The organism is Staphylococcus massiliensis CCUG 55927 (assembly GCF_000298075.1).
Lineage (GTDB): Bacteria > Bacillota > Bacilli > Staphylococcales > Staphylococcaceae > Staphylococcus > Staphylococcus massiliensis.
In genome coordinates, this window is sequence record NZ_JH815593.1 from 937,543 (window position 1) to 960,911 (window position 23,369).

The window sequence follows — 23,369 nt, forward strand, 5'->3', positions numbered from 1 at the left end:
GAAATCTTAATATCTTTAAAGATATTAAGATTCATCAGGAAGTACGGAAACGGAGGGATTCGAACCCTCGCGCCGCTCTCGCGACCTACACCCTTAGCAGGGGCGCCTCTTCAGCCAACTTGAGTACGTTTCCATGGCTCCACAGGTAGGACTCGAACCTACGACCGATCGGTTAACAGCCGATAGCTCTACCACTGAGCTACTGTGGAATAATTATTAATTTTTTCGAGCACAAGTATTATTATAACAATAGTATGGCATATTTCAAGGATTTTCTTAAAAAAATTAACGGAAAATTTACACTTCCATGATAAAATTCCCGTTAACTTTACAACTTGAATTAAATCTTCATATTATTAAGATTGTAAGATGGAATAATGCGTCAACGCTTCAAATAAATTGAGTTGTGATTTGGAGTAATCAATCGAGTTATCAGGATCGTTCTTCAATAATCTCGCATGTTTATCCATTAAATAGTAGTAATAGATACAGTTCATGTACTGATGTCTCATGCTATGATACGAAATATTAACATTGATTGATTCTAAATTTGAGAAGTAAACTTTGCATTTAGCCCCTTTTAATGGCTTAATGTCTTCGAGATAATGGATATTAATCCATGTGTTTTCAAATGAGCGGTCTGAATGTGTAGGAAAGAAATAAGTAGGAAATAATGGCGTTAATAAGATTGGGGTTTTGTTCGAAATTTCAGTGAGCCGTTTCGTCTGCATTTTACGACCTAGATATGTGTCACCATAAAATTTGCACGATCGTTCAATAATACGTCTCACTCTCGAATCAACGATTTCATGGTGCTTAGAGTAGCGCATCACTTCTGTTTGATGACTTGGTATATGCCCGATAAACACTGGCCGTACAACCATATCCCCACGCCGAATAATATAGCCCATGGGTATTCGCCCTCCTTTCGAAAAGACTCGAATATAAAAAGGTACAGCCACATACACCCTTTTATATTCTAATTTAATTTTATAATCAAATTAAATAAAGTCAAGCGAAACTTTTAGTGTTATATTACAACTTAAATATTCGAAATGTCAGAATATTCATTGATTTTAGAATATAGCGCTTGTATAATATCAATAAATAAAGAAAGGAGCTTTTGCTAATGAATCACGAAACCAATGTTAAATATAATACGCTAGAAACCTTTGTCACAACGATAAACGATTTAGGGGTTGAACTTATCATCGAAGCATCTTTAAAGGAAGTACGTAAGAAGCAATTACGTCAGCTTATCGATGACGCTTTAGTCGAAAAGAACGAGCAAGATTTCAATCGTTATACAAATGAATACAAGCAATTGGAGGCTACTCAAATTGGATAACTCATGCTCGATTTCCAAATTATAAAAGGTCTATTCACTGACGACTTACAAGTGAATAGACCTTAATTTATTATGATATCAATTCAATAATCTCGTCGCGATCGATATCCCCAAAGTAATGGTATAAATCATAAGACTGCCATGCTTGTTTAATATCTTGATATGAATGTGGCACTTCAATTAATGCTTCCTCAAGATCATTGACATCTTGTTCACCAAAGAAGTCACCAAATATCTTCGCATGTTTAATTTTACCTTTCTGTACATCAAGTTTCACTTGTAAAAAGCCCTTCTCAAACTTATGTGCACGCTCGAAATTGTATTTCGGATTCTTACCATAATTCCAATCCCAATTACGATACTTTTCATTACTTAAAGCTTCAATTTGAGCCCAATCTTCTTTCGTAAGCTGATACGTCTCAACTTCACGCTCGCCGAAAATCGTCTTGATAATGATTGCTTTGAAGTCATCGATTGTAATTGGTTCTTCTAGAAAATCTACAATATTCGCGACACGTTTTCGAACAGACTTAATCCCCTTAGATTTAATCTTCGCTGGGTTTACAGTTAACGCTCTTGAAACTTCATCAAGATTACTGTTTAACATTAAAGTCCCGTGACTAAACATACGTTTCTTTACCTTTACCATCGCATTACCAGATATCTTCTGATCGCCAACTTGAATATCATTGCGACCTGTAAGTTCCGCTTCTACACCAAGCTCATTCAATGCCGTTACAATAGGCTCTGTAAACTTCTTAAAGTTATGGAAGCTGTTACCATCATCATCTGTAATAAAACTAAAATTTAGATTACCGAAATCGTGATACACAGCGCCGCCACCTGAAATACGACGCACAACATCAATACCATGTTCTTTAATATATGCTTGATTAACCTCTTCAATCGTATTTTGGTTCTTACCAATTATAATTGATGGTCGGTTAATGTAGAACAAGAAATAGTCATGGTCACTTGGTAAATGTTTAAGCACGTATTCTTCCATAGCTAAATTTAGCGTTGGATCTGTTATATTTTCGTTATCGATGAATTTCATCTTGACCACTCCTTTATAAGTCTTACTTCTATTTATGACTCAAATCCCTTAAAAAAGCCAATTTTAAACATTCACATTTGACAAATCTTTAAAAATCTGATTTTAAGGTGTAAAAAAGACGGATTATAGTTTATTTACCAGAACTTTTTTAGTACAATATAGATTAGTTATAAATTTTAGGAGGACGCAAAATGACGATTGCAGAAGTTGGAAATATTGTAGAATTTTATGATGGTTTAAGAGGTCGTGTTGAAAAGATCAATGATAACTCAGTTATAGTAGACTTAACAATTATGGATAATTTCAATGATTTAGAGCTACCAGAGAAAACTGTAATTAATCATAAGCGTTATAAAATTGTAGAACAAGAAGGATAATTACATGAAGCACATCACAAAACCATTGATTTGGTTTATCGTAAGTTTTATCATTTTTCATATTATATTAATGTTGATGCACGGTGAACACAAAGTATATTGGTTCTTGTATACCGGCATCATGTTAATCGTTGGTATTAGTTACATTTTCTATCAACGTGATATTAACTCGAAACGCCTACTACCTTCAATTGGCGTCGGGTTTCTAGCAAGTATAGCGTTAATTCTATTACAAGTTATACTATCATTTATCACGAAATATTTGAGTTATAATTCACTTATCAAAACGTTAGCTTCTACTGGCGTCATTTATAAATGGCAACTTTTAATTACGCTATTATTTGCGATTCCATGTCATGAATTATACATGCGCACAGTACTTCAAAAGGAGCTTATCAAGATTATTCCAAACAAATGGATCATTATGGTCATTGTAGCCATAGCTTCAAGTTCATTATTCATCTATTTAGATAAATGGTGGCTTGTGCTATTTATCTTCGTGTCACAACTACTGTTAGCGTTTAGCTATCATTACACACGTCGCATTATCACAACAGTTATCGCTCAAGTTGTGTCCGTAATACTTATCCTGATGATCCATGGATTATAGTATGTCATTCACACGAAACTTTCTCTTTTTTGAAAAGCCATTTCAAATAAACAAATCTTAAAGCATTCAAATATGTCTTCTATTCATGAAAAGTCCTTGCGTTAAAATGATACATACGCAAGGGCTTCGTTTTATATCTAAAGCTTTAATTAAGGTACAAAGTTCATTCAGTGAGGTAATTATTATAGATAATACAATTCCTAAACAGCTGACTCCTAGACATTTATTAAACAAAGTAGCATTGCTACTTTGTAAGTCCAACTAACAAACTGAAGTTTGAGTTGGACTAAACAGGAAAGCAAGCTATTTAATGAAATTGGTTAATATCTTATAGGGCTTTTCAAAAAGGGGGACGCTACTCAACTTATATAAAGCATTCTGACTTAAGCGTTTCCTTAATTAACTCAGGCATTGACTTCTTGCCATGCTCATGAATCACATGGTCCTGGAATAAATGCGCGTAATTACGATAACAATAATCCGTCATACTGATACGGTAGTGATGATCCAGATTAATATTCTTCAGCGTCACGCGGTTAAACATCGGTTTATCGAGGTCGACATCATACGTTACGCCTTCGAAGAACGGAAATAGCGTCGTATCCATATGATTCAGCACAACCTTGCCTGCCTCGTTCTCTTCAATATGCGACACAGCATACTCAAGCATTGTTAGAATGCTCTGACCGCTAATCGTAATATCAAGCGGCTTATCAGGATGTGGATACGAATTATAAATATCCTCATTCGTAAGCTTACCTGACAGGCCCTTCACGTTTGAGTTTGCGACGTGAACGCATGTAATATTACGGTCGAATTGACGACGCATACTCTTATGAAGCAGCTGAATGAATGCATGCGACGATTTAAACAGGGCATCAAAGTCATCTACACTAAAGTTAATATGATTCATCGTGACATATTCCTGAGACCAGTGGCGAACCGCTTTACGATCAAAGTACGTTAGGTCCAACAACGTTTCGTCCTCTTCATACGCATTTAAATCGACAATTTTCGGCTTTACTTCAACGAGTTCAATTGAATTCGTACGTTTCTTAAATAGGATTTCGACGTGAATAAGATGTTCGGCATTCTGACCCGCTTGTACATAAACAGTGCCTTGGTCTTCACCAATCGTTGTTTCGTGTTGATTGCCGGTGATAATCAAGTCGATAACACCTATTTGATGCATGAGCTTCTCAGCTTCGTTAATCTTACGTTCGCGCTCCGTGTCGTGTCGACGCATCTTATATAGGCCACCGTGATACAAGACAATCATGTAATCCGGTTCTTCTTTCTCATGAATATAGCGTAACCATTGCTTCGCGATAAACATCGTCTTCTCAATCTTAACGTCTTCCACCATTTCGGCATATTCTTTCTCCATTAAACCATCAGACGTTAAGCCAACTATAGCGACCTTAATGCCGTCAAAATTTTTAATCGTATAAGGTGTCGAGAAGTATGGTTCTTTCGTTACGCGATATTCAATATTCGCAGACAACCAAGGAAAGCGTGATAACGCAACAGAACGATTTAAATATGTAAGCCCGAATTTAAATTCCTTAGCACTAATGCCACTTGCATCGTACTCAAGCGCGTTCATCAACTTAATCATCGGGTGTCTCTTATAAGGCTTCACAATGGCATAGTAGAATGCAGTTAACGTACCAGCTAAACTACCCCCGCTATCGAGTAATAACACATTGCGATTGTGGTGTCTCACTTCTTTCACGTAAGTGCCAGCTCTATAGATATTTGAACCAAATTCCCCATTCAGTACGTGACTATGTATATCCGATGTCGCTAAAACGTTCACTTTAACATACTCATTTAAATTCACGTCAAATCCCCCTTTCATAACATTTTAACATGGGCACATGATTCAAGTACACGAGACCTATCTTACTTTTTGAAAAGCCCTATCCAAGCACGATCAGTTGATGGCAAGATGTTAATTCAAGCGAGGACTTTCGAAAATTTATCCTCGTTCACCTCATAAAAAAAAGCGCTCTTAAAGTTAAAATCAACTTTAAGAGACGCTTCAACGTCATCAAATAGCTTAACCAATTTGAATGCGTTCTTTCGGATAATGGAATTTATCTGCTTCTCTATGACCACTCAACATAATAATAAATGCGATTAAGCCTACACGACCGATAAGCATTAGTATCATCAGAATGGCTTTAGAACCGTTCTCTAAATCAGGTGTGATACCCATCGATAAACCACATGTACCGAAGGCCGACATCACTTCAAAGAATACTTTGATTAAGTCATGTTCTTGACCTTCCATTGCCATAATTAAAAATACGCTTGTGAACGTTAAGATAATCGCTACAGTTACCACTGCGAATGAACGTAATACGTCCGTGCCGTAAATTTCACGATTAAACACTTTAATCGATAAGTTATCTGTATTCGTACGATAGTTAATTAAGAATAAAATCAGTATCGCGAACGTAGTTGTTCGAATACCCCCACCTACTGAGTTAGGTGAAGAACCGATAAACATAAGACCACTCATAAACATATTCGTTGCTTCTGAGAAATGGTTTTGATCAATCGTTTGTAAACCAGCACTACGCGATGTCGTAGATTGGAATAAAGCATAGAATAATGACTTATGCCATGACATACCACTAAAGGCATGATTATGTTCGACGATCAAGATGACGAGCGTTCCTAATACAAACAGAATCAGATACGTTATCGTCGTGACTTTTGCGAAAAGAGAGAACCTAAAATTAGGCACTTTGTTCTTGATATAAGCTTTAATCTCCATAAGTACTGGGAAACCAATAGACCCGAGTATGATTAAGAACATCACGATAGTTTGAACGAAGTAATCATTCGAATATGGTACAAGTGAATTTCCTGTGATATCTAAACCACCGTTTGTTGTCGCTGAGATAGATACGAAGATGCCTTGTATAATCGCTTCTTTAAGATCTGGCTTATCCATATAGAAATAAAATGTTAATAAGCTCGCACCTACTGCCTCGATAATTAATATCGCTCTTACAATTTCAATAATCAGCTTGACTGTACCACTCATGATATTTCGATTATTATCAAGCATGATTAGTTGTCGCTCTCTGATACCGATATGTTTACCAAGTAACACCCATAGAATCGTACCGATAGCCATAACACCGATACCACCAATGTTTAAGATGATTAGTATAATGAAATGGCCGAAAGTTGAATATGTATCTAATATCGTAACTGGGGTGAGCCCGGTCACACTAATACCTGATACCGCAACAAACAATGTATCGATAGGATCTACCTTGACGCCAGGTTTATGGACGAAAGGTAAATTCAGCATGAGAAATGCGATAATAATAGCGAATATATAGAATAATACAATACCTTGCTGAGGCGTCATTTTTCGAAAGAATTGTTTAATTACTGGCAAGCGTGTCACCTCAACCTATTTAAATTTAAGGTTAATATTTTTTTCATTACCTTCCCTTATTACTAATACTTTAACAGATTTTTTCTTATTTTTGTGTGCAAATAATAATTGTTTATATTTCAAACTATTTTGAACGCGTTGATCATCGACCTTAACAATAACATCGTTGACTTTTAAGCCCGCTTCGTCACCGGGTTCGCCTGCTTTGACATCACGTATGATGACGCCGTGTGTCATATTTTTAGACAGTTTTAATTTTTCCTTTTCAGAAGGTGCGAGTTCTACGACGTTCTGTAATTGTATACCCGTATTCGGATATTTTACGTCTTCACCCTCCTCAAGGTGCTTAGCAACTTCTAACGCGTGCTCGATTGGTATCGCGAATGACATCCCTTCAACATTTGGCATCGTGACCTTTACGGTGGAAATACCGATAAGCTTACCAGATTGGTCGACAACTGCCCCACCAGAGTTACCTGGGTTTACTGCCGCGTCCACTTGAAAGGCGTTTAATAAGACATCATACGTTTGATCTTTATCAACATCAAGAGGTACGTCACGATTAAGCCCTGAAATGATACCTTCTGAAACAGAACGATTGAAGTCCTGACCTAATGGATTTCCGATTACAAGAATTGGTTCAGCGAGTACAGGATGGTTCTTCGTATCCGCATCGATAACCGTTAACGCATCCGTTTGTTCGATACGTACAACCGCTAAATCTTGATTCGCATCAACCCCAAGAACGCGACCTTTAACTTGCTCATTACCATAGCGTACTTGAACATCCTTCGCTTTACCAACTACATGCGAATTTGTCAGCACATAAAAAAAGCCGTCTACTTCTTTGTAGACGACTCCAGAACCAATTTCATTGTTAGGACTTACTGTAGGTGCTCCGTTATCTTGACCAAGTTGTTCTACAGTAACGACTGAGTGAATGGCTTTATTCGCAACTTCCATTGATTTTGTGACATGTTTATTGGTACTGATTTGATTTTTGTTATCTTTTAAGGACGTTTGTACATCCGGCTTCGTTTCTTTATCTTTGACGCTTTGAAAGATTGAGAAAATCAATAATAATACTAATAATGCTGCGGCAATGACTAATAATTTACCCCAATGCTTCTTAATAAAGTCTAAAACTTTATCAATGAAATCTTGATGATGTTTTTTATCTGTATCATAAGATGTTGGATGATCTTTAGTTTCATGTGCTTCATTGTCTAAACCTTGTTGATGGTTGTTATGCGCTTTTGTCTCTTCTACTTGTTGTTCTTTCTCTCGATTATATTCTTCAACGATAGATGAATTCGCTGTTTGATTACGTAACCCGTTTCGATGGTGAATACGTTTATGCTTTCGTTTACCATCTTTATGTTCATCATGTGTAAGCTTTTCAACGCGTGCTTTTTGTAAGTTATCCTTCACACGCTCTTCATTATTTCGTATTTGAGCTTGTTCTTTTTGTTTTTGAATTTGATGTTGTTCTTGCTCTTCTTTAATACGCGCTTCACGTTCTTCATTATGAAAGAACTCTCGACGTTTTCTGCGGTATCGAGATTTAGGAATTGTTTGTTTATCCTTTTTATCCATCACGTACCCTCCTATTCAATTAATCCTTACGTCTATTATGCCATATCATTATAAAAATTTCTTGTTAATATACAAATCGTTCACAACAAATTGGCACCTCTTTTTAGCGTACCCTTTTATAAGATTATAATGATATCTATGAATGATTTTTTGCCCTGTTTAGAGGCACTTTTATTTAAGTATCCCCTTCTTGAAAAGCCCTTTAGAAAATTCATCGTATTAAAATAACTTAATTTTTTTAAACAGCTGACTCAGAGGGCGGGGCCCCGGCAAAGAAATTTGCGCTAGCAAATTAACAAGCTAAGGAAGCCGGGGCTTAAGCGTGGTACAAAGTAGCATTGCTACTTTGTAAGTCCAACTAACAAACTGAAAGTTTGAGTTGGGCTTTAGAGACTACAGGCTCCAGCCACGCCCCAGGAAAGCATGCTGTTTAGGAAATTAAAATGTAACTAAACCTACTGCATATAAAAAGAACTTCTGAACTCAGGTAAATCATATACTTTTCAATGAAGATTATAAATGGCTTTTAAAGAAACTATCACGATAGGGCTTTTGACAAAGAAAAAAAGAGACAATGCTAAACATTGCCTCTTTAAGCGCTTTAAGAATTGGATTTCTTCTTGTTTTTAGCAACTGATGTGAACCAACCAATTGCAACAAGTCCAAGCATAACTGCCCAGAAGATGATTTGCCATAATGTAGAGTGTGGGAATTCGTGTGGAATAATGCCAACTTGCTCGTGTGCGAGAACAAGTAATACAAGCTTAATTCCGACCCAACCTACGATTGCGAAGGCAGCACCTTCAAGTCCTGGATATTTCTTGAGGATATTAACAAACCATGATGCAGCGAAACGCATTAAGATAACACCAATCATACCTGCAACGAACATAACACCAAATTGACCAGCGTCCATACCACCTAGTTTGAAACCAAGTTCTGGTAATGTTTTAGCGATAGCCATTGCAGCTAAGATAGAGTCGATTGCGAATGCGATGTCGGCAAATTCGACTTTAAGTACTGTAAGCCAGAACTCTTTGTTGCTGACTTTCTTCTCGTTACCATCTGCGTCGTAATGTTCTGATTCATCATCGTCAACTTGTTGCTCGTCGTGACCATGGTCTTTAGCTTTAAAGAAATCATAGAGATTCTTAATAGACATAAAGATAAGATACGCAGCACCAAGTGCTTGAATCCACCAGAATTTAACTAAGATACTGATTGCGAATAGTGATAAGAATCTAAATATAAATGCACCAATCAAACCATAGAACAGTGCTTTCTTACGTTGTGTTGGCGGTAAATGTTTAACCATTACAGCCATAACTACAGCGTTATCAGCTGCAAGTAAACCTTCTAAAAATACTAACACGAGTATTACCCAACCATAGGATAACAGTAAACTCGGATCCATAATTCCAACTCCTTAAAAGTAGATGACATAATTAAAGAGACCCATGCTAAATCATAGCAAAGGTCTCACTTAACATGAATATATGTCCGCTTTACCGGAAGTTTGACTTCGTAATGACGATAAAGCGTTATAGTGTATGGTTATGTACACTATACAAGTTACTCCCCCTTGACGTTCGCGTCATAGGTATTCAATTATGTTGATTATATTATACCCATATATCGAGATTTAAACAAAAAATTTCGATTTCACAACATAATTTTGATCGTTACAGAAGACTATATAATTTGATGTCTGGGAATTTTTCTTCAAACCATCTTGTCGCAAAATCATTTTCAAATAAGAAGACTAAGTTATCATAGCGGTCTTTAACGAGAATTGAACGACTTGAACTCATCTTATCCGTTACATCTTCCTCGTTCTCAATCCAACGCGCAATCTTCTTACCAACCGGTTCCATCACAACATCAACGTTATATTCGTTGTTCATACGATGTTCGAAGACTTCAAATTGTAATTGCCCCACTGCACCTAGAATAACTTGGTTCGTGTGTAGTGTTTTATAATACTGAATCGCACCTTCTTGAACGAGCTGTTCAATACCTTTATGGAAGTGCTTTTGCTTCATAACGTTCTTCGCCGACACCTTCATGAAAAGCTCTGGCGTAAACTGAGGTAAATCTAAGAATTCAAATTTCTGATTAGATCCCACTAACGTATCGCCGATTTGATAGTTACCTGTATCGTATAATCCGATGATATCGCCTGATACGGCTTGGTTAACCGTTTCTTTATCATCAGCCATAAATGATGTAGAGCGTGTTATCTTTTGCTTCTTCTTCGTACGTTGTAACGTCACGTTCATACCGCGTTCAAAGGCACCACTGACAACACGCATAAATGCGATTCTATCGCGGTGTTTCGGGTCCATGTTAGCTTGAATTTTAAAGATAAAGCCTGAGAAGTCTGTATCGAAAGGACTCACTTCAACTTCTTCTTTCGTTTGTCTAGGGTGCGGCATTGGTGCGTGATCGACATACGCATTTAAGAAGTTTTGAACACCAAAGTTTGCGAGCGCAGAACCAAAGAATACTGGCGTGAGCTCACCTTTTAGAAGCGCTTCTTCATCAAAGTCTTCACCCGCTTCAGATACAAGCATCAGTTCTTCTATCGCTTGAGCAAAAGCCGTGTCGTCTTTAATGTCATGATCTTCTTCTAATTCATAATCCTCATTTAAATGTAGAATATTGTCTTCATCGCGGAATGGCTCAATGGTCTTTTCATTACGGTCAATGATACCAAAGAAGTTTTGACCCATACCGATTGGCCAGTTCATTGGATACGTATCGATATTTAATGTTTCTTCAATTTCATCAAGTAATTCGAACGGTTCCTTACCGACACGGTCCAATTTGTTGATAAACGTGAAGATTGGAATGCCTCGCATCTTACAAACTTTGAATAGTTTTAACGTTTGAGGCTCGATACCTTTCGCACAGTCGATAACCATCACGGCACTATCGACAGCCATAAGCGTACGGTACGTATCTTCAGAGAAGTCTTCGTGTCCTGGTGTATCTAAGATATTGATTTTATAGTCGTCATAATCAAATTGCATCACGGAACTCGTTACAGAGATACCACGTTCTTGTTCAACTTTCATCCAATCACTTGTCGCGAATTTCCCAGTTTTTTTACCCTTTACAGTACCTGCTTCTCGGATGGCACCACTGAAAAAGAGTAACTTCTCAGTAAGCGTCGTCTTACCGGCATCGGGGTGGGAAATAATCGCAAATGTTTTACGAGATTGTACTTCTTCCTTTAAGTTCATTAAATTGCTCCTATCTATTCGTTCTACATCCTATAAATATACCACTTATACTTCTTGTAACCAATGCGTAATTCGTAATGCTAAGACTTCAGCTTCTTCTTCATCCACCACATTGAAAAGATGCATCACTAAGTGTTCGGTTAATGCTTCACCGTATAAGTCTTCATTGATTTGAAGTGACCAGTATAAGTCAGGAATGGATACAACAAAGAATCCTTCTTTTTTATTTTCATAAATGAACACGCGCGCTGAATAGTTCTCGCTTGTACTTTGTCTAATCTTCAACAGGGCCACCTCCATATTTCTGATAAGCAGCTTCTAAGCCGATTAAGTCGTCACGATGTGGCACTTTAACATGACCTGGCATGATTTGATAAGGTTCACGGCCTTTTGAAGCAAGGACCACAGTATCGCCTGGTTCTGAAACTTCAATTGCGTGACGGATACCCTCTGCACGGTCTGTAAATTCGACATAATTATCGTGTGTCGCACCCTTCGCAAGTTCTGACGTTAATTTCTTAGGATCGTCATTAGCTGGGTTATCAGGCGTATAAATAACGTAATCCGCTTCACAAGCGACGCGTCCCATTTCAGGCGTCTTCGTCATGTCGCGCTCGCCTGCCATACCGATTAAGAAGATCATCTTACCTTTAACAAATGGTTTAACAGCTTCAATGAGTTTCTTCATACCGTCAGCTGTGTGGGCGTAGTCGATGATAAGGTCGATTGGTAATTCTGGATCTAGGACTTCAAGTCGCCCTTCAACAGGTTCTAACTGTGATACGACCTCAACGATTTCTTCCATTGTCGCACCTTTACACCATACACCAAGCATAGCTGCCATAATGTTTGAGATATTGAAACGTCCAACGTATGGTGATTGAACTTGGTACGTACCAAATGGTGTTTCGAAATCAAACGTTACACCTTGTAGTGATTCGTTGATGTTCGTTGCTTTAAATGATGCCTCGTTATCAACCGCGTATGTTAACACCTCGAATGGAGTGACTGTTGCGAGTTCTTTTGAAAATGGGTCATCATTATTTAATATAGCGTATTTATCCTTAGATAAGTCTTGTCCAAGCTGGCTAAATAATAATGATTTCGCGTGACCATAGTTCGCCATCGTGCCATGGAAATCAAGATGATCTTGCGTTAAGTTTGAAAATATCGCAACATCAAATTCGACACCACTTAAACGTCCTAAGCTTAATCCGTGACTCGAAACTTCTAACGTCATTGCTTTTGCACCTTTATCAACTGCTTCTTGCATCTTCTTCGTTAGAACGACGGTTTCAGGCGTTGTATTCTCACCTTTCGTCTTTGTTTCATTAATTTGAAAGCCGTTTGTTCCTAAATATGCACTGCCATGACCAAGCTTTCTATAGATATGATGAATCATTGTAGCAATTGATGTTTTTCCATTTGTACCTGTTACACCAATTGTTGTGAGTTTATGACTTGGGTAGTCGTATAATTTATGTATGAGATGACTTGCTACATTTAACGTGTTCGGTACAATAACTTGCGTCACGTCTCCATTTAATTCTTGTTTACGATTTACGACGATAACTTCGCAACCTTTATCTACCACATCTTGGCAAAATTTGTGACTGTCTACTGTATAACCTTTAGAAGCAACAAAAATACTGCCCGCTTCAGCAGTTCTTGAATCAGTCGTAATATCTGTAATGTCTCTATCTAAATGACCTTCAACTTGCTTGATTTTAATCGTTTCAAATAACGTATCGGCTTTCATCTCAATCGCTCCTTTATATACAATATAACTATTATACATGATTACTTATAATTTTAAAAAAAGACTATTGAGACTTCAATAATTTAACAATTTATCGAAAGTGGCACATAAATATTTTAAAATTGCTTTCATGAGCGATAAAATTGGGTAAAGCCTTAACGTAGGAACGAATTTGCCTTCTTGTTCTTTTCCTCATAGGCCATAAGATGTATTGAGAATTAATGAATTTAAAGTTAATATAAAGTTAATATTGTGTTATGATTTTGTAATAACTCTAAATTCCCCTTTAAAATATAATATCAAATAAGTTAAACTAAGCTTGAAATAAAAAATACATGGAGGGTGGCTTCTTATGGTTACTCAAAACAAAAAAATTCTGATTATCACTGGATCGTTTGGTAATGGACATTTGCAAGTTACAAATAGCATTGTCGAACAATTAAACACATTAAATCTAGATCATCTTTCTGTGATAGAACACGACTTATTTTTAGAAGCTCACCCGATACTCACTTCGATGTTAAAAAAATGGTACATCAATAGTTTTAAATACTTCAGAAATATGTACAAAATGTTTTATTATAGTCGTCCGGATGCGGTAAATAGCTGTTTCTACAAATACTACGGCTTAAATAAACTTTTAAACCTTCTTATGAAAGAAAAGCCTGACTTAATACTTTTAACTTTCCCAACACCAGTTATTTCAGTATTAATGGAACAGTTTAATATTAATATTCCTATCGCGACGGTTATTACGGACTATCGTCTACATAAGAACTGGGTGACACCAGATATTGAGCGCTATTATGTAGCGACTAAAGAACTTAAAGAAGAATTCCATCAAGTTGGTATTCCGCAAGATAACATTAAAGTTACAGGTATTCCTATTTCTGAAAAGTTCGAACAAGATATTGATACGCGTCAATGGTTAAAAGACCATAAGTTAGACCCAGATCGTGAGACAGTATTGATGTCTGCCGGGGCTTTTGGCGTATCAAAAGGTTTCGATGAAATGATTACTTCTATCCTAAGAGATAGTGAAAACTCTCAAGTGGTGATGATTTGCGGTAACAATAAAGAACTTAAGCGTTCTCTACGCGCTTCATTTGCGGGTTGCCACCGTGTCTTAATCTTAGGTTTCACGAAGCATATGAATGAGTGGATGGCTTCGAGTAATCTGATGATTACTAAACCAGGTGGTATCACGATTTCAGAAGCGTTAACACGTAAGTTACCACTCATTTTCCTAAATCCAGCGCCAGGGCAAGAACTTGAAAATGCGTACTACTTCACGGATAAAGGGTACGGCAAAATTGCTCAAACGCCTAAAGAGGCTATTGACATCGTGACATACTTAACGAACCATCCTAAACAATTAGCTCAAATGACAGATAAAATGGCTGAAAATCGTATCTCTTACCCAACGCAACGTTTATGTAATGATTTATTATCTTTGTTAAGTAAATCATCACAACATGATGAAATGTATGGAAAGGTTCCGCTTTATGCCAAAATCTTACTCAAGTAATTCCGGTAACAAAATTTTAAATCGTAATTTTGTAATACTTCTGATTATTTTGTTCTTAATGGAATTAGCACGCGGTATGTATGTGTTAAGTTATTTATCGCTGTTGCCGAACTACGCTAAGATTTCAATTGGTTTAACGGCAACTGCAATATCATTACATTTTATCGCTGATGCGATTACGAATTTTGTGATTGGCTTTATCCTAAAACGTGTAGGTCCTAAATGGGTATTAACGATAGGATTTGCACTTGCATTCTTAAGTTTATTCTTAGTCATTTGGTTCCCTACTTCTCCTGTTGTATTGATTATCAGTGCATTAATTCTAGGGATTGCCGTTAGTCCTATTTGGGTTATCATGCTTGCTAGTGTGAACGAGGAAAGCCGTGGTAAGCAAATGGGCTATGTATATTTCGGATGGTTAGCTGGTTTAATGATTGGTATGATTTCAATGAACTTACTGTTTAAAGTTAAACCGCTTGGCTTTAATTTCTTAATGCCACTTTGTGTACTCATTTCATGGGTGCTCTATTACTTCGTAACTGTTAAGTTAACGGATTATAATACGAAGAAAGTTGGCGAGCAGCTTAAACAAATCTTTGAAGTTACGAAACGTCATTTAATTTTATTTCCTGGTATTGTCTTACAAGGTGTTGCGATTAGCGCATTAATTCCGATTTTACCTAAGTATGCGAAGGAAGTTATGAAAGTTTCGACTTTAGAGTACACGCTAGCGCTTATTATAGGTGGTATTGGCTGTACGTTCTCAATGTTAGTACTTTCTAAAATTATCGATAATAATAGTCGTAAGTTTATGTACTTGGTTATCTTTATCGGTTTCTTAATCTACGGTAGTAGTATTTTAAGTCTATCGTTCTTATCAAATGTTATTATCGCAGGAATCTTAGCCTTATTTATTGGTTTAGTTTACGGGTTCTTATTACCTGCTTGGAATACATTTATGGCAAGTTTCATTTTATCTCACGAACAAGAAGAAACATGGGGCGTATTCAACAGTCTTCAAGGTATCGGTGCTATGATTGGACCTATGGTAGGCGGTTGGATTACGGAATTCACGCACAACGTGATGTTCGCCTTTTACTTCGCTGGATTTACGATCTTGTTCTTAGCCGTATTCTACGGTTCATATTTCATGAAGCAGATATGGGGTTCTAAAGAAGCTTCGTAAAATTTTATAATTTTTTAAATGAGGGTCACCATCGAAAGCTGACATGGCTTTTCGATGGTGTTCTTTTTTTGGGGAATTTGAGGTATGGATTGATGGTGGCTGTCGGCGGTGGTTAGTTTCAGGGATAGTGGGATCTTGGATTAGGTTGTTGTATGACGACAGTTAATCAATTTGATGTGGTTACGGTAAATCGTCTCTCGTTATAGTTATGTATAAAAGCGGCCTGTGTGGTATAGTGAATGTGAGAAAATCATAATTTGGTTTCGCCGAGGTAGATTACCTAGGGTAGTTGGCGATTATCACGTTTTCGATTTCTTGATAAACTGAAGCCCTCTGATTATCACGTTTTCAGTTTCTTGATAAACTAAAGCCCTTTGGTTATCACGTTTTCAGTTTCTTGATAAACTAAAGCCCTTTGGTTATCACGTTTTCGATTTCTTGATAAACAAACACTCTCTGGTTATCACGTTTGTGATTTCTTGATAAACTGATGCCCTTTGGTTATCACGTTTTCGATTTCTTGATAAACTGAAGCCCTCTGATTATCACGTCTTCACTTTCTTGATAAACTAAAGCCCTTTCGTTATCACGTTTTCGATTTCTTGATAAACAAACACCCTCTGGTTATCACGTTTTCGATTTCTTGATAAACTAAAGCCCTTTGGTTATCACGTTTTCGATTTCTTGATAAACTAAAGCCCTTTCGTTATCACGTTTTCACTTTCTTGATAAACAAACACCCTCTGGTTATCACGTTTTCGATTTCTTGATAAACTGAAGCCTTTGGTTATCACGTTTTCACTTTCTTGATAAACTGAAGCCCTCTGATTATCACGTTTTCACTTTCTTGATAAATTAGCACTACCCTGTGACGTTTATGATCGATAATTACTACTGCATCTCCCTCATCAAGACCTATTATTCGAGCCACCGATACAATTAACCTCAACTGACATAGATTCTAAAGGTCTTTTCAAGAATTAAGATAAGTTCATACTAGAGTCTAATAGTTTCTGCCACCCCCCCTTCAATTAACCAGACTAATCCGGCCCAAATTCGTTCTTAGTGTATACGACTAAGTCATCACCTAACCAAAACCTCAAAATCCCTCATCCAGCCAAACCTAAAAAAGCCCATTCAACCGAAGTCGAATGGACTGTATATGCAAACAAAGTATGGGATGAACGTACCCAACAGCTTATGCAATTGGAAGACGTCTCATCAAGTGATTAGTTTAATTTAAATGTTTCTTGTTCAACCCATTTTTCTTTTTCGTCGTCGTAACGCATTAAAGAAAGTTGGTCGATTGTTTCTTTGTGTTCCACGCCAGCTAATTTAACTTGGCCGTAAATATCTTCGAACTCTTGGCTAGATAAACCTTGAGCGATTGTGAAGTGTGGAACAAATGGGTGTTCTGGTTTACCAAAGAAGCTACCATCGTTAAATTCGTTGAATAGTTCTTCTAATACATCTGTCTTATCAACTTTGAAGTAAATAACGTTAGTTGTAGGTGCGAAGCTTGAAGCTTTTGTAACGTGAATTTCAACAGGCTTTTTGTCTTGAAGTTTTGATTCAATGTCGCCTTTGATTTTATCAAGCTCGTCTTCAGATGCTTCGAATTCACCTTTAATCGTGATATGTGGTGCAATTAAAGCAAAATGAGTATCATAACGTTTACGGTATGCGTTTACTTCATCTTGCAATTCTTTTGATGGAATTAATGCTAAACCTAATTTCATTGATATTCCTCCTTTGTTTATCCCTATGTACAATTATAACAAAATTTCTGAAAATTAGTTAGTTAAAAAGTACATTAATAATTCATCAATTTTATTTTTCCAAGTTTTCCAATTGTGACCACCATCGAGTTCTTCGTAGTGATACGTCATATCGGTTTGATTGATAAGGTCTTTTAAATGACGGTTCGGTGTGAGGAAATTAGCAGGTTTACCGTTCGTAGGTAATTTGAAATCCTCTTCTTCAAGACCTATCGTATGCCAAACGTTAAGCTCGCTTTTGAACTGACAACGGTCTAATAATGTTTCGACAACTTCATCAGAATGTGGACTCATCATGCCAACCTGACTGAATACGCGCGGATAAGACAGTCCTGTTAAGAATGCGATACTGCCTGCTAAGCTATCACCTAGTAATAGACGCGCATTCCCGACTTTGTATGTTGGGAAGTTTGAATCTATGAAAGGCAATAACTCATTCGCTACCGCTTGAACAGTTTTAGAAGCGCGCTCGCCTTGCGGATGGAATTCTTCACGTCTTTTCTGAACGCTTTCGTAATGAAAGCCTATGAATATGGCACGTGAAACTTTGTCTTCTTGTCTTAGCTTTTCATAAGATCGATGAATTTGACCGAACTGGAAGAAGTCTCGGCCGTCGAAACAAATAACAACTTTACTCTTAAATAAATCACTATAGTCTTTCGGGAGATAAATCGATAGTGTTACTTCTCTATCTAATATCTCACTTTGAAAAGGCACTCTAGTGATTTCGCCTACTTTTAAATCTTCTAACACAATAATGCGCCCCCTAATACTGTTAACCCCATTGTATCAAGAGACGCACTAAATTTTAAGCTTAATGCTATTTATTCAATTTAAGATTGATTTTCTTCAAATTTTTCTTTTCGTAAACGCTCTGGGTAATCTTTTAACCAGAATGTCGCGTTTGGTAATTCATTTGGATCAGGTTTATAAATGGCATAGCGACCTGAACCTTTGGCTTTCTTTTGTTGCTCGTAGTCTTTTAAAGCATTCATAGCTGGCTTAAAGAGGATCCAAATTGCTATGATGTTTAACCACGCCATTAAACCTACTCCTAAGTCACCCATGCTCCATGCTAAGTCTGCTGAGTTAATTGCACCATATACCGTAGCAAGGATTAATACTACTCGAGCTACGTTGAAGCAAATCTTCGTGAAGCCTTTGTTACGATTTTGTGTAAGGTAAGACACGTTTGTCTCGGCAATATAGTAATACGCTAAGATTGTTGTGAAAGCAAAGAAGAATAACGCAATGGCAATAAAGTATGAACCGAAACCTGAGAATGCTGGATCGAATTGATAATTATCGCCTTTTAATGCTTTATCAATACCTGCTTGAACATACATGGCTGTACCTGAGTAGTCTTTAGAACCGTCAGCTGCTTGCATGTATACGTCGCCTTCTTTGATTAAGCCTGGTGCCCCGCCTTTATCTGTGCTACCGTCAGTCGTGTTGTATGTACCTGAGATAAGGATAATTAAAGCTGTCGCAGTACATACGAATAATGTATATACGTAAACTGAGAAACTTTGAACTAAACCTTGTTTAGCTGGGTGTGAAACTTCTGCAGCAGCTGCTGCGTGAGGGCCCGTACCTTGACCAGCCTCGTTAGAGTATAAACCACGTTTTACACCGATTTCGATCATTGCACCGATGATACCACCAAAAGCTTGTTCCATACCGAATGCTGATTTAAAGATTAAAGCAAACATAGCTGGAACTTCTTGGATATGCATCACTAAGATAACAACCGCTAATAAGATGTACAGAATCGCCATAAATGGAACAATTGCTGTTGCAACATTCGCTATCCATTTAACCCCACCGAAAATAACAAGACCTAAAATAATTGCGAGTACAATAGCAATAACGTAAGTCGGAATACCGAATGCATTTTTCATAGAGTTCGCAATCGCATTAGATTGGATACCTGGTAATAAGAAGCTAAGTGATAGAACCGTTACAACCGCGAACACGATACCATAGATTTTACCGACTTTACCTTTGATACCTGCTTCTATGTAATAAGCTGGTCCCCCACGGTATTCACCTTTATCTTCCTTCTTAAATATTTGACCGAGTGTAGATTCAATGAACGCTGTACTCGCGCCTAAAAACGCTGTAACCCACATCCAAAATACGGCACCTGGACCACCGATGAAGATAGCCGTTGATACACCGACGATATTACCTGTACCTACACGACCTGCTAAAGATAAAGCAATCGCTTGGAAACTCGAGATACCCGTAGGTGACTTTTCACCCTGGAACATTAAACGAATCATTTCTTTAAAATGACGAACTTGTACAAACCTTAACATTAATGAAAATAAAATACCTGTTATTAACAGACCATAAACTAACGGTTTACTCCAAATGATGTCGAGTAAACTGTTGACCACATTTTCAAGCATTAGCATTCCCCCTAAATAACCTCACTTAAAGATTATTAATTTTCTGATAATTCTCATTATTCAGTATACACATTTAATTTGTTCCGTGCAATGTAATTTTTATTAAAATTAATAGAGTATCAAATGTTTTGAAACAATGTAAATTTGTGATATGAGTTTCTTCGAATCGCTTTAATTCTTTTCGTAATGGGGTATATGATTTATAATGAATGAAATTACATATATAGGAGGATTGTAGTATGGTAAACAAAGTATGGTTCCGTACAGGCATAATGTTACTCATCCTGTTCCTACTTATTAAACTGTTTATGCAGATTCAATCTGTATTCATGCCTGTGGTCATCATCATTCAATCTGTACTCTTGCCATTATTGTTAAGTGGATTCTTATTCTACATATGTCTCCCTTTTCAAAAGTTACTCGAGAAACGACGCATACCGCGTTGGGGAAGTATAACGATTATTGTACTCGGATTAGTACTTATTATAGGTGTATTCTTCTTAATAGTTGGTCCACTTGTCGCATCTCAAATCGAGAATTTAATTACACAAATTCCAGCTATTCAACATGAAGTTCAACGTTTAGTTAACTTCGCGCTAGATCAAATGAATCGTCTTCCAGCTGACGTAACGAACAAGATTAACGAAATCATTTCTAAGGCTGGTTCAACAGTAACTCAGTTACTTTCAAATTCATTATCTTATTTAACAACTTTTGTCTCTACATTATTCTTATTAATTATGGTACCGTTCTTCTTAATCTATATGTTAAAAGACCATGAACGCTTTATCCCAGCGATTGCAGGTATCTTTTCAGGAGAGCGCAAGATCTTCGTCGTTAATTTATTAAAGGACATCAACCATACATTAATGAGCTACATCCAAGGTCAAGTGCTCGTAAGTTTAATCCTAGGTGCAATACTTTACTTAGGTTATTCAATCATTGGATTAAAATATTCATTATTACTTGTGTTATTCGCCATTTTAGCAAACATGATTCCATTCTTAGGTCCATGGATGGCATTCTTACCAGCAGGTATTATGGGTATTATCCAAAGCCCTACTACATTCTTATGGGTATGTATCATCACGTTAATCGCACAACAACTTGAAGGTAACGTGATTACACCAAACATCATGGGTAAATCATTAAACATTCACCCACTTACAATCATCGTTGTTATCTTAGCAGCCGGTAACTTAGGCGGCTTCGCATTGATTCTTGTGGCGGTTCCATTATATGCCGTACTTAAGACAATTGTTCGTCATATCTTCAGATATAGACAACAAATTATGTTGAAAGCTAACAGCGATGTGAAGGATTAATTGGTAAGTTAAAGGCTATGAAGTGATTTCGAAAAGAGTCACTTCATAGTCTTTTTGAATTTTAGACTCGTCAAATTTACAAGACTTTAGAAACGTGTAATTCAAATGCCTCTTGATTTACAAGACTTCGGAAACGCGTAAAACAAAGCCCCTCTAATTTACAAGACTTCGAAAACGTGTAAAACAAAGCCTCTCTAATTTACAAGACTTTAGAAACGTGTAAACCTAAGCCCCTCTATTTTACAAGACTTCGAAAACGTGTAAAACAAAGCCTCTCAAAATTACAAGACTGCAAAAACGTGTAATTCAAAGCCTCTCTAATTTACAAGACTTCGAAAACGTGTAAAACAAAGCCTCTCTAATTTACAAGACTTTAGAAACGTGTAAACCTAAGCCCCTCTATTTTACAAGACTTTAGAAACGTGTAATTCAAATGCCCCTAGATTTACAAGACTTCGAAAACGTGTAATTAAAAGCCCCTCTAATTTACAAGACTCTAAAAACGTGTAAACCAAGCCCCATTAAATTTACAAGACAATAAAAACGTGTAAACCTATTGCTGTTTGATTAACTAAACTGACTAACCCCCTTGTTCTGCTACACCACATAAATCCTATATAACCACAAAAAAAGCCGAAGCCCTTAGGCCTCGACTTTTCAAAAAGGAAACGCGCAAGTAATTTCAACTGGCAACGCTTAACTAATTATTTATAAACATATGGTTTACACGATGAGCTAACTCGATCAACTAAACGCAAACGTCTCACGCGCGATTAAACGTACTCGAACCACGCGATCCGACTCTACGCGCTCAAGTACTACTAAACCCTACTACTTAATAGCGTGGTAACCAGCGTCAACGTGAATGATCTCGCCAGTAACACCGCTTGATAAATCGCTTAATAAGTAAGCTGCAGTCTTACCAACTTCTTCCTGATCCACGTTTCTTTGAAGTGGTGCACGGCTTTCGATTTCTTTTAAGATTGTGTTGAAACCGCCGATACCTTTCGCACTTAATGTACGGATAGGACCTGCAGAAATCGTATTCACACGGATATTGTCTTTACCTAAGTCTTGCGCAAGGTAACGCACATTTGCTTCTAAACTTGCTTTCGCAACACCCATCACGTTGTAGTTTTGAACAGCGAATTCGCCGCCGATGTAAGATGTCGCAACGATACTACCCGCTTCGTTCATAATTTTAGCCGCTTCACGCGCAACAATTGTTAGTGAATAAGAACTAATATCTTGCGCTAATAAGAAACCGTCGCGTGACGTATCTGAATAACGGCCACGTAATTCTTCAATATTACCGAACGCGATTGAGTGGTACACGCCGTCGATTTTACCTACTTCTTGTCCAATCTTTTCAAAACCATTGATAACGTCATCATCGCTTTGAACGTCAATTTGGTACATACGTTTTTCTGATTGGTTTAAAGTGTCAAGTAGCTTATCAAGTTCTTTCGCACTACGCTCTTTACGGTACGTAAATACAAGCTTCGCGCCTAATTCGTCAAGCACTTTAGCCACACCAAATCCAATACTTCTCTTATTCGCAATCCCCATGATTACATACGTTTTTCCTTCTAAATTTAACATTCAAACGACTCCTTTTATATAAAATATATAGATTAATTTTAGTTTAACATTAATTTTACGATAGCACAATTTATAGGTACGCCAACTGACATATACATCGACCCTATTACTTATAGCGGTTTT

The 23,369-nt window shown here is 37.1% G+C and carries 19 protein-coding genes and 2 tRNA genes; 6 read left to right on the plus strand and 15 right to left on the minus strand.

Going from position 1 to position 23,369, the window contains the following annotated elements; all coding sequences use genetic code 11:
• Positions 1-44 precede the first annotated feature (44 nt).
• The 3 genes from A33S_RS0104805 to A33S_RS0104815 form a co-directional block, all read right to left on the minus strand.
• Positions 45-133: transfer RNA gene (locus tag A33S_RS0104805), tRNA-Ser, on the minus strand.
• Position 134: 1 nt separating this feature from the next.
• A tRNA-Asn gene (locus tag A33S_RS0104810) sits at positions 135-209 on the minus strand.
• A gap of 147 nt (positions 210-356) precedes the next feature.
• Positions 357-911, minus strand: a complete 555-nt coding sequence (locus tag A33S_RS0104815; RefSeq protein ID WP_009383578.1) for a competence protein ComK — start codon at positions 909-911, stop codon at positions 357-359.
• A 218-nt stretch (positions 912-1,129) separates the two neighbouring features.
• Between A33S_RS0104815 and A33S_RS0104820 the strand changes: the two genes are divergently transcribed.
• Positions 1,130-1,348 carry an IDEAL domain-containing protein gene (locus A33S_RS0104820; protein WP_009383577.1) on the plus strand — a complete coding sequence of 73 codons (219 nt, stop codon included), beginning with the start codon at positions 1,130-1,132 and terminating at the stop codon, positions 1,346-1,348.
• Between the two features lie 70 nt (positions 1,349-1,418).
• On the opposite strand, the gene A33S_RS0104825 is transcribed toward A33S_RS0104820, so the two are convergent.
• Positions 1,419-2,405 carry a lipoate--protein ligase gene (locus tag A33S_RS0104825; protein ID WP_009383576.1) on the minus strand — a complete coding sequence of 329 codons (987 nt, stop codon included), beginning with the start codon at positions 2,403-2,405 and terminating at the stop codon, positions 1,419-1,421.
• Between the two features lie 191 nt (positions 2,406-2,596).
• On the opposite strand from A33S_RS0104825, the gene A33S_RS0104830 reads away from it, so the two are divergent.
• Positions 2,597-2,782, plus strand: a complete 186-nt coding sequence (locus tag A33S_RS0104830; RefSeq protein WP_009383575.1) for a YkvS family protein — start codon at positions 2,597-2,599, stop codon at positions 2,780-2,782.
• 4 nt (positions 2,783-2,786) lie between these two features.
• The gene (locus A33S_RS0104835) at positions 2,787-3,392 is read left to right on the plus strand and encodes a CPBP family glutamic-type intramembrane protease (RefSeq protein WP_009383574.1); all 606 of its coding nucleotides are present in this window, start codon (positions 2,787-2,789) and stop codon (positions 3,390-3,392) included.
• A 364-nt stretch (positions 3,393-3,756) separates the two neighbouring features.
• Here the strand turns inward: A33S_RS0104835 and A33S_RS0104840 are convergent, their stop codons facing one another.
• From A33S_RS0104840 to A33S_RS0104870, 7 genes are all read right to left on the minus strand, one after another.
• The gene (locus tag A33S_RS0104840) at positions 3,757-5,235 is read right to left on the minus strand and encodes a bifunctional metallophosphatase/5'-nucleotidase (protein WP_017176617.1); all 1,479 of its coding nucleotides are present in this window, start codon (positions 5,233-5,235) and stop codon (positions 3,757-3,759) included.
• A 219-nt stretch (positions 5,236-5,454) separates the two neighbouring features.
• Entirely contained in the window at positions 5,455-6,783 is a 1,329-nt protein-coding gene (locus tag A33S_RS0104845) for a TrkH family potassium uptake protein (RefSeq protein WP_193765456.1), read from the minus strand.
• Between the two features lie 45 nt (positions 6,784-6,828).
• Positions 6,829-8,409: a S1C family serine protease gene (locus A33S_RS0104850; RefSeq protein ID WP_009383571.1), complete on the minus strand. Its 1,581-nt coding sequence runs from the start codon at positions 8,407-8,409 to the stop codon at positions 6,829-6,831.
• 601 nt (positions 8,410-9,010) lie between these two features.
• Positions 9,011-9,823, minus strand: a complete 813-nt coding sequence (locus tag A33S_RS0104855) for a TerC family protein (RefSeq protein ID WP_009383570.1) — start codon at positions 9,821-9,823, stop codon at positions 9,011-9,013.
• Between the two features lie 268 nt (positions 9,824-10,091).
• Positions 10,092-11,654 (minus strand): peptide chain release factor 3, encoded by a 1,563-nt coding sequence (locus A33S_RS0104860; RefSeq protein ID WP_009383568.1) that lies wholly within the window; start codon positions 11,652-11,654, stop codon positions 10,092-10,094.
• A gap of 45 nt (positions 11,655-11,699) precedes the next feature.
• Entirely contained in the window at positions 11,700-11,939 is a 240-nt protein-coding gene (locus A33S_RS0104865; protein ID WP_009383566.1) for a YueH family protein, read from the minus strand.
• On the minus strand, positions 11,929-13,413 hold the full coding sequence (locus A33S_RS0104870) for a UDP-N-acetylmuramoyl-L-alanyl-D-glutamate--L-lysine ligase (protein ID WP_009383564.1): 1,485 nt from the start codon (positions 13,411-13,413) through the stop codon (positions 11,929-11,931). The genes A33S_RS0104865 and A33S_RS0104870 overlap by 11 nt, the downstream gene beginning before the upstream one ends.
• Positions 13,414-13,765: 352 nt before the next feature.
• On the opposite strand from A33S_RS0104870, the gene A33S_RS0104875 reads away from it, so the two are divergent.
• Positions 13,766-14,941: a diglucosyl diacylglycerol synthase gene (locus A33S_RS0104875; RefSeq protein ID WP_009383561.1), complete on the plus strand. Its 1,176-nt coding sequence runs from the start codon at positions 13,766-13,768 to the stop codon at positions 14,939-14,941.
• Positions 14,919-16,127, plus strand: a complete 1,209-nt coding sequence (gene ltaA / locus A33S_RS0104880; RefSeq protein ID WP_009383559.1) for a lipoteichoic acid biosynthesis MFS flippase LtaA — start codon at positions 14,919-14,921, stop codon at positions 16,125-16,127. Before A33S_RS0104875 ends, ltaA begins: the two co-directional genes overlap by 23 nt.
• A 1,229-nt stretch (positions 16,128-17,356) precedes the next feature.
• On the opposite strand, the gene A33S_RS0104890 is transcribed toward ltaA, so the two are convergent.
• The 3 genes from A33S_RS0104890 to A33S_RS0104900 form a co-directional block, all read right to left on the minus strand.
• Complete coding sequence (locus A33S_RS0104890; protein ID WP_009383557.1) at positions 17,357-17,866, minus strand: YjcG family protein; 510 nt, start codon at positions 17,864-17,866, stop codon at positions 17,357-17,359.
• 54 nt (positions 17,867-17,920) lie between these two features.
• A complete protein-coding gene (locus A33S_RS0104895) occupies positions 17,921-18,658 on the minus strand; it encodes an alpha/beta hydrolase-fold protein (protein ID WP_009383556.1) in 738 nt (245 codons plus the stop codon).
• 80 nt (positions 18,659-18,738) lie between these two features.
• On the minus strand, positions 18,739-20,319 hold the full coding sequence (locus A33S_RS0104900; protein ID WP_017176619.1) for an alanine/glycine:cation symporter family protein: 1,581 nt from the start codon (positions 20,317-20,319) through the stop codon (positions 18,739-18,741).
• A 239-nt stretch (positions 20,320-20,558) separates the two neighbouring features.
• Between A33S_RS0104900 and cozEa the strand changes: the two genes are divergently transcribed.
• Positions 20,559-21,644 carry a lipoteichoic acid biosynthesis protein CozEa gene (cozEa, locus tag A33S_RS0104905; protein ID WP_009383554.1) on the plus strand — a complete coding sequence of 362 codons (1,086 nt, stop codon included), beginning with the start codon at positions 20,559-20,561 and terminating at the stop codon, positions 21,642-21,644.
• Positions 21,645-22,475: 831 nt separating this feature from the next.
• Here cozEa and fabI read toward each other — a convergent pair.
• Positions 22,476-23,246: an enoyl-ACP reductase FabI gene (gene fabI, locus A33S_RS0104910; protein ID WP_009383553.1), complete on the minus strand. Its 771-nt coding sequence runs from the start codon at positions 23,244-23,246 to the stop codon at positions 22,476-22,478.
• Positions 23,247-23,369 lie beyond the last annotated feature (123 nt).